Source organism: Aeromonas sp. 130281, assembly GCF_056642115.1.
In genome coordinates this window covers 640,097-651,225 of the sequence record NZ_JBWVQS010000001.1, presented here as the reverse complement: position 1 = coordinate 651,225, position 11,129 = coordinate 640,097, and the positions used below count along the sequence as shown (strand labels likewise).

Below are 11,129 nucleotides of genomic sequence, written 5' to 3'. Positions count from 1 at the left end.
AACAGCATGAAGTTTGCATTTCCCATCCTCACCGCCAAAGGGGAAGAGTTCAAGGACGTCAAGGCGCTGACGGCACTTATCAATGGCGAAAAGTCGGGCCATTACCTCCTTGGTAACCACAACAAATGGCACGGCGGCATTCATATCAGCGACCAGAGTGCCCCCTGGTGCAAGGATAAATACCCCGTCAGAGCCATTGCCGATGGCAAGGTGGTGGCATTCCGGATGATGAAGGATTACTTGACCTCTGAATTTCAGGGGGAGTCCCTGCGTTATTCCAACTGTTTCTGCCTGGTACAGCACGAATATTGTGAAATCAATGCAGAGACCAAGGCGAAAAATGAGTTCACATTCTATTCGCTATATATGCATCTGCTGCCTTGGGATCAGTACCAAACCGCCGAGAAACTGGTACTGAAAAAGGACTGGAATGCACGTAATTCCGTTCCTCACGCCAATCCCGATGCCGATCAGCAGCGTGCCGATGCCGCCTTGCCTCGTTTCACCCTGCCCAAGGATACCGAACTGGAAATGGACAGCAGTGTGCCATCCCAAAAGGGGAATGTCGGGGGCAAGGTGTATGACTTCATCAAGGTGATCATCAAGAGCCCGTTTTCCAGTGCCCAGATAAAAGAGGCGGAGAAGGCGGGAGTATTGGTCAGTGAAGGAAGTGCAGTCTGGATTGCCAATAGCCCGGACGCTGTCGAGGTGATTAAACCCAACCTGCCTACCTGGCTATTCGATCAGATAGAGGCGGAACTGCTGACTAATATGGTTGGCCGTGCGGACCCTGTTCTTAATGGACCTACAGGTCGTCTGATGGCGGGAGACAGAAGTGTATCTCTGCCTGCGGGCACCAAGTTGCAGTATGATGCGCACCAATTGGAATTCCATTGGATTGGTGACAAGGCGCGCAAGATGGCCAGATGCAACTATGTGATGCCGACTATGGAGGGGGCGCCCGGTAGCTGTGGCATGGCCTGGGTGTGCGTTGAGGATGAATTTATCAAGGTCAATGCGCGTACACCCTCCCATCTCGGTGAGCTCTATGTGTTGCCATCATCAGTTGCCATAGCGGCGGGAGAGACCATAGGTTACCTCGGCCTGGTGGAAACGCCGGGTTCCCTCATCGGGGGCATGAAGAGCAAGCATCAAGTACATCTTGAGGTGTTCACCCAGGATCCCAGACTGGACGATGTATTGGCCAACAAAGCTAATACAAAAGGCGGTGCCAGCTATGCCAAGGTGCCGGCCGAACTCGTCTTGCATGAGAAGAAAACGCAGGACGGTAAAGATCTCTGGGTTGCGACCGGTGACAAGAGTCTGGAAGAGCTGGTTGAATCACCCAAGCTGGAAAAAGACGCTGCCAAGCAGGAGTGGGTCAGCGTCTCGTCAGGAAAATATGTCAAGAAAGAGCAAGTGGAGCTGTTGAGCCAACATGACTGGCTGAAGATAGGTTTTAAAAAGGTCGATGGTTCAGGCTCTGACGGCTATCTGGATCCCGATGCACCGTCTGCATTTTTTACCAATCTGGTAAAAAGTTTTGATACCGATGGCAATGGTGAACTTAGCAGTGAAGAGATCCAGGCTGCCCTGCAAAATAGCGGTAATGCCGATCAACTTCATAAGCTAATCGTCAAGCACCCCAGCGAGTGGTATGAAAAATCCTCGGCCAGCAGTTACATATGGCTTGATAAATTGATGGCCAAGATTGGTCTGCCTGACTTTGATTTGCTAGTTGATCATGAAAAACAGCGTATCGATAAGCTGGAATGGATGCAGAGTGCTGCTAATTTAAAGATTGGTCCGGATATTTGGCATATCTACCCCATAGCTATTTATGGAAAGAAGAAGGACCGATTTGTAGTAAGCTATACGCATTATAAGTATCCACTATCGTATGCACTGGGAAAACAAATGGCAATTCCTTCCCAATATGCCCCTAAAGTAGGGAACTATAAGATAGCAAGTCGAAATGAAGTATTGGTGAATCTAACCCCAGATGATGATGTCACTAAAGATTCCATCTATCAATTTCTCGATCTGTCTAAGTATTCTGAAGTTTCAGATGATGAAATTAATAAATTTTTGTTAGGTCAAGGCGTTTTGGAAGGGAAAGGCTCTGTTTTTACATCTGCAGCTAAAAAATATAATGTCAGCGAAGTATATCTTGTTTCCCATGCATCACTAGAAACTGGTCGAGGGACGTCAGGGTTCGCACGTGGGAAAGATTTTAACGGAATTAAAGTTTATAATATGTATGGGATTAATGTTAGAGATGACAAGCCTTCACTAGGCACAAAGTATGCGTTTGATAAAGGATGGGATTCTATTGATAAAGCGATAGATGGTGGTGCTAAGTGGATCTCTGATAACTTTGTTAATCATCCTAAATACAAACAAAATACACTCTATAAAATGCGTTGGAACCCTGCATTACCAGGTGAACACCAGTACGCTAGTGATGTTCTGTGGGCTAAACATCAAATTCCCAACATGAAGAAACGATTTGATATTTTTCCAGATGCCGTTCTATACATAGATGTTCCTGTTTACGAGGAGTGATTGGTGAAAAATATATTTTCTCTTGTTTTTTTACTGCTTTCTTTCAGTGCTCAATCTGAGTGTGAAAAAATGAGTTTTTCGAATGCTGAAACTGACTCTGAAGGCGTGAATTATGGCTTGTCAGAAGTCGTTGTAACATCGAAAGGGAGAACTTATTTTTATGATTTCCCACTCGAAAAGTGTAAGTCAAAGAAAATTTTCATCATTAATGGTGATAAGGCAGTATCATATGCATCATATAATGATTTCCAATATATAAATTTTTTAGATAGAAATGGAAAAATACATGCTGGATGGGTTAAATCACCTCGGATAAGTAAAGATAGTGCTTCGACAGATAATTTAAATGTGAGGGAAGGTGATTTTTTTATAGATTTCAATGGTGCTGAAATACATATTGATAGTAGTTACAGTGACATAGCGTGGGTGTTTGCTAACTTTACTGAAATAGATAGTGGGAATAAATACATAGATTTATTTAGAACTGTAAATGGGGTTGATTATAAATTTTATCAACACGACTTTGGCTCTATATATATAGAGTCGTCGAATCTTAACTATGATAAAACAAAAAGAGATTTTGATGATTATAGAATAACTAGGATTACTATCAAGGGAGATATAGGATTTAGTAGTAGGGGGATTTTTGTGGGAAGTAAAATGCTTGACGTCCTAAAAGTATATGGTAAGCCTTCAGCGAAAAGAGACGGTTATTTAATTTACGATTATGATAATAAATCAATAAGTTTCATCGGTTCAGAAACAGTTAAGGAGATAGATGTTTCAATAAACCCAGTATAATATAGAGTTATTAATGGTTTATATGTCCAATGAAAGTTAATTCATCAGTTTCACTATATGCTTCGATTATCTAATTGTCATTAGTTCGATGAAGATTTTATTAAGGATTAAAAATATATGAAGTTAAAATTATTTATTGTCATTCTGGGTTTAGGGGCGGCGAGCATAGCTAATGCCGGACTTTTTGACTCTAAAGAAGAAAAACCTCCCTTCAAATGTGGTCGCGAAGATTCCGTACTCGCTGTGACGGAGGCACTGCGTGACAGTGCTTTGTCTAAAATGTCGGTCTCGGCAGATAAACTCGAACGTTTTCAAAATCAAGTCGCAATATTACCCATTAGCATATCTGATGTATCGACTACAGGTGGTTCAGCGCAAGAGCTGAAGTGTATAGCGACTGTATCGATGACTGTTCCTGCTGAATTGAAAGAGCTCTCAGAGAAGGTCCCAGAAGTATTTTCAGAATTTATCAGAGAAAGCCACGGATTGTATAAAAATGGTGATTTATCATGGAAAAATATCTCATATGGTATAAGGCTGGCCGACAATGAAAAAGATATTTCAGTAGATTTTGGTGGAACTTATTATGCCCCCATGTCACTGGCTAGTTCATCGTATTTAGCGATTAGGAAAGATGAAATAATTAGGAGTAATGATCCATCTAGAGTGACAATTGCCAAGCAATCCTATGAGGTAGAAGATGCTCATTTGAATAAAATTTGGAGGTCTATTCCTGCATCATTTCGGTCATCTATGAAAGATGAGCAAATAGCATGGATATGGGGAAAAGAAAGTAAGTGCGGCAAGATTGAATCTGTAGACCTTGCAGATCTATCCATATCGGAGCAGGTTGATAGGTATGAATGTCAAGCTGAAATGACCAAAAGTCGTGCAAAATATCTAAGCGGAAAACAGTGAGAATTTACAGTTATAAATATTCCCTGACACCGGCCTCTGGCCGGTGTTTTTATATCTGCTATCACGCAACAGTGGCCGCATCACCGTCTCTTCATTTTTTTCCCTTGGTACGGATTGCTGTGCTCAGCGTTTGTTGGGAGTTGGCGAGAAGGAGGTTGGCAGTGCTCTGTGCGGGGCGCAGTATCAGCAAATAGCTATCGAATGCGGCAGTCTGTAGATGTTGTTGATAAGCTGGGTAGCTTGATTAATTCATTGCCCCTATCTTGCCGGTTTTCCTGCCTGACTCACTCACCCCTCTCTCCTTGAAAAATTGTCAGCCAAATTTCGAAAACACCCAATATCAGCCACGGAAAAATGATTCTGTGACATCGCTTCTATTTTGATGAATGAACCCTGCTAGCGAACCGAAGTTTAAATGTTTTTAATTCCAGTCGTTCAGTTGATACCCCCTAATGGGTGTTTTTTTGGTTGAGAATGATTTTCGATAACCTATTGCTGCATATGGATTTTTTTGTTTTGTGGTGATGAGTTTTATCGGTGGCTAATGACCTTCCACTTGATGGAGATCAACATAAAGGGGGAGGGGGAGGCATAGCATTCCCGCCATTAAGCATTTGTCAAACAATGCTCACTGACGGGAATAAAAAGAATGGTCGAGGATACTTTTTTATCGGCTCATGGGATTAATCGCCGTGATTTTATGAAATTGTGTGCCGGGATGGCCGCAACCCTGGGATTAAGTCAGAATGCCGTCGCCAAGATGGCCACCGCGCTCACCAGCCCCGAACGGCCGCCGGTGATCTGGATTGGGGCGCAGGAGTGCACCGGCTGTACCGAGTCACTGCTGCGCGCCACCCACCCTACCATCGAGAACCTGATCCTCAATACCATTTCGCTGGAGTACCACGAGGTGCTCTCGGCGGCCTTTGGTCATCAGGCGGAAGAGAACAAGCACAACGCCATCAAGCGTTATAAAGGCAAGTATGTGCTGGTGGTGGATGGATCCATTCCACTGAAAGATGGTGGCGTCTACTGCATGGTGGCCGGTGAGCCCATCGTCGACCATATTCGCCGTGCCGCCGCTGATGCGGCTGCGGTCATCGCCATCGGCTCCTGCTCCGCTTGGGGTGGCGTGCCTGCCAGCGGTGGCAACCCGACCGGCGCCGTCAGTCTGGAAGAAGCCCTCGGCAATATCGGCACCCCCATCATCAATATTCCGGGTTGCCCGCCCAATCCCCACAACTTCCTCACCACGGTTGCCTACTACATTACCTACGGCAAGCTGCCGGCGCTGGATAGCAAGAAGCGTCCGCTGTTTGCCTATGAGCGTCTGATCCACGAGAACTGCGAGCGTCGTCCGCACTTCGACGCAGGTCGTTTTGCCAAGGAGTTTGGCGACGAGGGGCACCGTCAGGGCTGGTGTCTCTACCATCTGGGTTGCAAGGGACCGGAGACCTATGGCAACTGCTCGACCCTGGAGTTCTGCGATGTGGGCGGCGGCATCTGGCCGGTCGGCATCGGCCACCCCTGTTATGGCTGCAACGAGCAGGGCGTCGGTTTCAGCAAGGGGATCTTCCAGCTCGCCAAGGTCGAGAACCCGACTCCGCGGGTGGATAAACCCGACGTGAAGATCCAGGAGGGGGGCTATACCTCGCCCACTGCGACGGGTCTTATCGGTGGCGCCCTCGGGGTGCTGGTGGGGGTGAGTCTGATGACGGTGCGTGAACTCGGTCGCCAGCAGAAGCGCCACGAAGCCGGGCAGCACCCATCACGGGAGGAGTAACCGTGAACAGACGCAATTTCCTAAAGTTTGCCTCTGCCAGTGCACTGGCGGCAGGGGCTGCCGTGCCCGGCAGCGCCATGGCGGCGGCCAAGAACAAGCCGCCCATTCCCGGGGCGCTCGGCATGTTGTATGACTCCACCCTCTGTGTCGGCTGTCAGGCCTGTGTGGCGGAGTGTCAGCGTTTGAATGGCAACCCGGCCAATCCGGAGGGCGCACAGACCTGGTCCACCAACGACAAACTGACCCCCTACACCAACAACATCATTCAGGTGTGGAAGAGCGGCACGGGTGAGCACAAGGATCAGCTGGTGGATGGCTACGCCTACATCAAGAAGCAGTGCATGCACTGTGTCGATCCCAACTGCGTCTCTGTCTGTCCGGTGCAGGCGCTGACCAAAGATCCCAAGACCGGCATCGTTCACTACGATCCGGACGTCTGCACCGGCTGCCGTTACTGCATGGTGGGCTGCCCGTTCGATGTGCCCAAATATGACTACGACAATCCGCTGGGGGCGATCCACAAGTGCGAGCTCTGCAACCAGAAGGGGCTTGAGCGGATTGATCGGGGCAAACTGCCCGGCTGTGTCGAGGTGTGCCCGACCGGCGCCGTCATCTTCGGCACCCGCGAGGAGCTGATGGCCGAAGCCAAGCGTCGCCTGCTGGCGACCCCGGGCAGCGAATATGCCTACCCGCGCCAGACCCTCAAGGCCAACGACCCCTATCTGCACGAAGTGCCCAACTACCAGCCTTACGTCTATGGCGAGAAGGAGGGGGGCGGCACCCAGGTGCTGGTGCTGGCCGGGGTGCCTTATACCAAGCTCGACATGCCCGACTTGCCGGAGCTCTCCTCCGGTGCTCGCTCCGAGCATATCCAGCACACCCTCTACAAGGGGATGGTGCTGCCCATGGTGGTGCTGACTGGACTCTCGGTGCTGATTCGTCGCAATAGCAAGAAGAACGGTCACGATCACCATCACGATGATGGTCATGATCAGAGCAGCGCTCAGATTAAAGATCAGAGTTCAGCAAAGGGGGGCAAGGATCATGAGTAATCACAAGGCGCATCCGCTCGGCGGCAAGCTGGTCAGCTGGCCGGTACTGGTGCTGGCCCCCTTTGCCGTGCTGTGCGGCATGTTGATCTTGAAACGCCTCTTCTTCGGGCTGGGTTCGGTCACCGATCTTAACGGCGGTTATCCCTGGGGGCTGTGGATCTCGTTCGATCTCTTGATCGGCACCGGTTTCGCCTGTGGCGGCTGGGCGCTGGCCTGGGCGGTCTATGTGTTCAACCGGGGCGAGTATCACCCGCTGGTGCGACCGGCACTGTTGGCGAGCCTGTTCGGCTACTCGCTCGGTGGTCTCTCCATCACCATCGATGTGGGGCGTTACTGGAACCTGCCCTACTTCTACCTGCCTGGTCACTTCAACACCTCCTCTGTGCTGTTCGAGACGGCGGTCTGCATGACCATCTATATCGGGGTGATGGCGCTGGAGTTTGCGCCCGTGCTGCTGGAGAAGTTCGGCTGGAAAGCGTCACTCATTCGCCTCAACAAGATCATGTTCTTCGTGCTGGCGCTGGGGGCCCTGTTGCCCACCATGCACCAATCCTCGATGGGCTCGTTGATGATAGTGGCGGGGGAGAAGATACATCCGCTCTGGCAAAGCTACGAGTTGCTGCCGGTCTTCTCCTTGCTGACCGCCTTCATCATGGGCTTTTCCATAGTCGTGTTCGAAGGCTCTCTGGTGCAGGCGGGGCTGGCGGGGCGGGGCCCCAACGAGAAGTCGCTCTTCTACAAGCTGACCCAGGTGATCGACATCTTCCTGATCCTGTTTGTGGCGCTGCGCTTTGCCGAGATCGTCATCAACGACAAGTCGGAATACCTCTCCCAGTGGAATCGCTACGCCTTGATGTTCTGGAGCGAGATCGCGCTGATGATCTTCCCGCTGCTGGTGTTCCACTGGGACAAGAGCCGCCGCGATTCGCGCATGTTGTTCCTGGGGGCCCTCAGCATGCTGCTGGGCGCAGCCCTCTGGCGACTGGACTACTCCCTGCTCGCCTTCAACCCCGGCAATGGCTACCACTACTTCCCCTCCGCGGAGGAGGTGCTGATCTCCCTGGGCTTCGTTGCCATCGAGGTGTGTGCCTATTTGCTGTTGATCCGGCTGCTGCCGGTACTGCCATCACTTGAACGTGTTCACCAAGATTATCAGGCCCGAGGGAAAGCCAACGTATGAGCCAACGTATCACCATAGACCCCATCACCCGCATTGAGGGGCACCTGCGTATCGACTGCGAAATCGAAGGCGGCGTCGTCACCAAGGCCTGGTCGTCCGGCACCATGTGGCGCGGGATGGAGGAGATCGTCAAGGGCAACGACCCGCGCGATGCCTGGATGATAGTGCAGCGCATCTGCGGGGTATGTACCTCCATTCACGCCATCGCCTCGGTGCGGGCGGTGGAGAACGCCATCGGCGCCAAGGTGCCGGTCAACGCCCAGTACATCCGCAACCTCATCATCGCGGCCCACAACATCCACGATCACATCGTCCACTTCTACCAACTCTCCGCGCTGGACTGGGTGGATATCACGGCGGCCCTTGAGGCCAATCCGCAAAAAGCGGCCGACCTGCTCAAGGGGGTATCGACCTGGTCCCTCAACAGTGCTGAGGAGCTCGCCAAGGTGCAGGATAAAATCCGCGCGCTGGTGGCGAGCGGCCAGCTTGGCATCTTCGCCAACGGTTACTGGGGTCACAAGGAGATGAAGCTTAGTCCGGAGGTGAACCTCATCGCCGTGGCCCACTACCTGCAGGCACTGGAGTGCCAGCGCGATGCCAACCGCATCGTCGCCATTCTGGGGGGCAAGAGCCCGCACATCCAGAATCTGGCGGTGGGCGGCGTGGCCAACCCCATCAATCTGGATGCACCGAGTGTGCTCAACCTCGAGCGGCTGCTCTATGTGAAGAGCTTTATCGACCGGCTCGGCGAGTTTATCGAGCAGGTCTACAAGGTGGATGCCGCCATCATCGCCGCTCACTACCCCGAGTGGTTGAATCTGGGGCAGGGGGCCAAGCACTATCTGAGCGTGCCGGAGCTCCCCACCGACGCCAACGGCGGCAGCTTCCTGATGCCGGGCGGCTATATCGAGAATGGAAATCTGGCGGGGTATCGTCCCATCGAGAGCCATCAGGACGCCTGGCTGATGGATGGCATCGCCGAGAGCAACAAGCACGCCTGGTACAAGGAGGACGAACCTCTCAAGCCGTGGGAGGGCAAGACCGAGCCCGACTACACCGGCTGGCAGGATGACGGCAAATACTCCTGGGTCAAATCCCCCACTTTCTACGGCAAGGTGGTGGAGGTGGGGCCACTCGCAGACCTCCTGGTGAAATTGGCCGCCAAGCACCCGGAGACGGTGGCGCACTTCGATCAGCTGAACGGTCTCTACCAGACGCTCACCGGCTCTACCATCACACCTGCACAGCTGCACTCCACCCTGGGCCGCATCATCGGCCGGGCGGTGCGCTGCTGCGTGCTCAAAGACACCCTGGCGCACCAGTGGAAGGCGCTGGTGGACAACATCGGCAAGGGGGATGTCAGCGCCTACATCAAGGCCGAGATCCCGGCGGACAAGGAGTTTCGCGGGGTGGGCTTCGAGGAGGCGCCGCGCGGCATGCTCTCCCACTGGGTGGTCATTAAAGAGGGCAAGATCGCCAACTATCAGGCGGTGGTGCCATCGACCTGGAACTCGGGCCCGCGCAACTTCAATGACGAGCCCGGCCCCTACGAGCAGGCGCTGGTGGGCACCCCGGTGGCCGATCCCGCCAAGCCGCTGGAGGTGGTGCGCACCATCCACTCGTTCGACCCCTGCATGTCCTGCGCGGTGCACGTGGTGGATACCCAAGGTGGCGAAACGACCCAGGTGAAGGTGCTGTGATGAACACCCTGATCCTGGGCGTGGGCAACCTGCTCTTGAGTGACGAGGCCGTCGGCGTGCGCATCGTCGAGGGGTTGGGGCGCAACTACCGTTTCGCCCCCGGCATCGAGCTGCTCGATGGCGGCACCGCCGGCATGGAGCTGCTCGACGTCATGGCCAGTCGCGACCACATCATACTGGCGGACGCGGTGCGCAGCGGTAACCCGCCGGGCACCGTCGTGACCCTGAAGGATGAGGAGATCCCGACCCTGTTCGGTCGCAAGATCTCCCCGCACCAGCTGGGGCTGGCGGACGTGCTGTCGGCGCTGCACATGACGGGGGAATCCCCCAAGCGGCTCACCCTGATCGGCATAGAGCCTGAATCCCTCGAACCCCGTATCGGCCTCACCCCGCTAGTGGCGGCGGCGCTGGGGGAGGCGACGGATCGGATATTGACCCTGCTGGCCAGTGTTGGCGCCCCCGCCATCCCGCTCTCCGAGCAGGAGAAAGCCGAACAAGCACGGGAGGGCCTATGGCGCAGTCCCATTTAAGCGAGCTTGATGCCGTGCAAGAACGCGTGCAGGAGTTCTCGGGTTTTGCCACCGATCCCGCGCCCTTGCTGGTAGCCCAGTATGAGCGGATCGCTCGCGAAGAGATGCAGGCGTTGCCCTTCTATCACGCCACCATGCCCATAGTTGCGGAGTGCAGCCTGTTTGAAGGTCAGTGGCTCGGCTGTGTGCTCACCCCCTGGATGTTGAGCCTGGTGGTGCTACCGGGGCCGGATCAGCTGTGGCCGGTGCGCAGCAGCAGCGAACGGCTCGCCCTGCAGCTCCCCTGCGGCAACCTGACCTTTATGGTGGGTGCATTGCCCGAGACGGGGCAACTGCTGGCCTGCTCGCTGATGTCGCCGCTCGATCCCCATCTCGGGGCTGATCAGGGGAGAACGCTGGTGAGCGGCACCCTCAGGATGCTGCTCTCCTTGCCGGTTCAGCAAGGAGCAAGCGGCGTGGATCTGGGGCGCAGAAGGCTATTCGGGGCGCGGCGCGGCCAGAGGCCAGGGGCCACCGAGTCCTAGTTTCAGGGCTCATCCACCATAGTTCGGGGGCCCCTGTCGGCCCCCCTCGTTCGATGTGTCGCCCGGCGCCCTGCGT

Annotated in this window: 9 protein-coding genes; all 9 read left to right on the top strand. The window is 53.5% G+C overall.

The annotated features are described in order from the left end of the window. The first annotated feature begins 6 nt into the window (after positions 1-6). The 9 genes from AC1IN8_RS02840 to hybE all read left to right on the top strand — a co-directional run bounded on the left by AC1IN8_RS02840 (position 7) and on the right by hybE (position 11,053). The gene (locus AC1IN8_RS02840; RefSeq protein ID WP_479757989.1) at positions 7-2,565 is read left to right on the top strand and encodes an N-acetylglucosaminidase; all 2,559 of its coding nucleotides are present in this window, start codon (positions 7-9) and stop codon (positions 2,563-2,565) included. Positions 2,566-2,568: 3 nt separating this feature from the next. After that, positions 2,569-3,366 (top strand): hypothetical protein, encoded by a 798-nt coding sequence (locus AC1IN8_RS02835; RefSeq protein ID WP_479757987.1) that lies wholly within the window; start codon positions 2,569-2,571, stop codon positions 3,364-3,366. 117 nt (positions 3,367-3,483) lie between these two features. Next, positions 3,484-4,284, top strand: a complete 801-nt coding sequence (locus AC1IN8_RS02830; RefSeq protein ID WP_479757985.1) for a lysozyme inhibitor LprI family protein — start codon at positions 3,484-3,486, stop codon at positions 4,282-4,284. 649 nt (positions 4,285-4,933) lie between these two features. Next, on the top strand, positions 4,934-6,067 hold the full coding sequence (gene hybO / locus AC1IN8_RS02825; RefSeq protein WP_025326646.1) for a hydrogenase 2 small subunit: 1,134 nt from the start codon (positions 4,934-4,936) through the stop codon (positions 6,065-6,067). A gap of 2 nt (positions 6,068-6,069) precedes the next feature. Beyond that, positions 6,070-7,119: a hydrogenase 2 operon protein HybA gene (hybA, locus tag AC1IN8_RS02820; protein WP_479757983.1), complete on the top strand. Its 1,050-nt coding sequence runs from the start codon at positions 6,070-6,072 to the stop codon at positions 7,117-7,119. Continuing rightward, positions 7,112-8,299: a Ni/Fe-hydrogenase cytochrome b subunit gene (gene hybB, locus AC1IN8_RS02815; protein WP_479757981.1), complete on the top strand. Its 1,188-nt coding sequence runs from the start codon at positions 7,112-7,114 to the stop codon at positions 8,297-8,299. Before hybA ends, hybB begins: the two co-directional genes overlap by 8 nt. Next, a complete protein-coding gene (gene hybC / locus AC1IN8_RS02810) occupies positions 8,296-9,999 on the top strand; it encodes a hydrogenase 2 large subunit (protein ID WP_479757979.1) in 1,704 nt (567 codons plus the stop codon). Before hybB ends, hybC begins: the two co-directional genes overlap by 4 nt. Further along, entirely contained in the window at positions 9,999-10,529 is a 531-nt protein-coding gene (locus AC1IN8_RS02805) for a HyaD/HybD family hydrogenase maturation endopeptidase (protein ID WP_479757977.1), read from the top strand. The genes hybC and AC1IN8_RS02805 overlap by 1 nt, the downstream gene beginning before the upstream one ends. Continuing rightward, positions 10,511-11,053, top strand: a complete 543-nt coding sequence (gene hybE / locus AC1IN8_RS02800; protein ID WP_479757975.1) for a hydrogenase-2 assembly chaperone — start codon at positions 10,511-10,513, stop codon at positions 11,051-11,053. The genes AC1IN8_RS02805 and hybE overlap by 19 nt, the downstream gene beginning before the upstream one ends. The last annotated feature ends 76 nt before the right edge of the window (positions 11,054-11,129 follow it).

Bases quoted from the DNA above. Each gene is read 5' to 3' on its own strand.
- AC1IN8_RS02830 (WP_479757985.1), top strand. From the start codon at position 3,484: ATGAAGTTAAAATTATTTATTGTCATTCTGGGTTTAGGGGCGGCGAGC.
- hybB (WP_479757981.1), top strand. From the start codon at position 7,112: ATGAGTAATCACAAGGCGCATCCGCTCGGCGGCAAGCTGGTCAGCTGG.
- hybO (WP_025326646.1), top strand. From the start codon at position 4,934: ATGGTCGAGGATACTTTTTTATCGGCTCATGGGATTAATCGCCGTGAT.
- AC1IN8_RS02805 (WP_479757977.1), top strand. From the start codon at position 9,999: ATGAACACCCTGATCCTGGGCGTGGGCAACCTGCTCTTGAGTGACGAG.
- hybE (WP_479757975.1), top strand. From the start codon at position 10,511: ATGGCGCAGTCCCATTTAAGCGAGCTTGATGCCGTGCAAGAACGCGTG.
- AC1IN8_RS02840 (WP_479757989.1), top strand. From the start codon at position 7: ATGAAGTTTGCATTTCCCATCCTCACCGCCAAAGGGGAAGAGTTCAAG.
- hybC (WP_479757979.1), top strand. From the start codon at position 8,296: ATGAGCCAACGTATCACCATAGACCCCATCACCCGCATTGAGGGGCAC.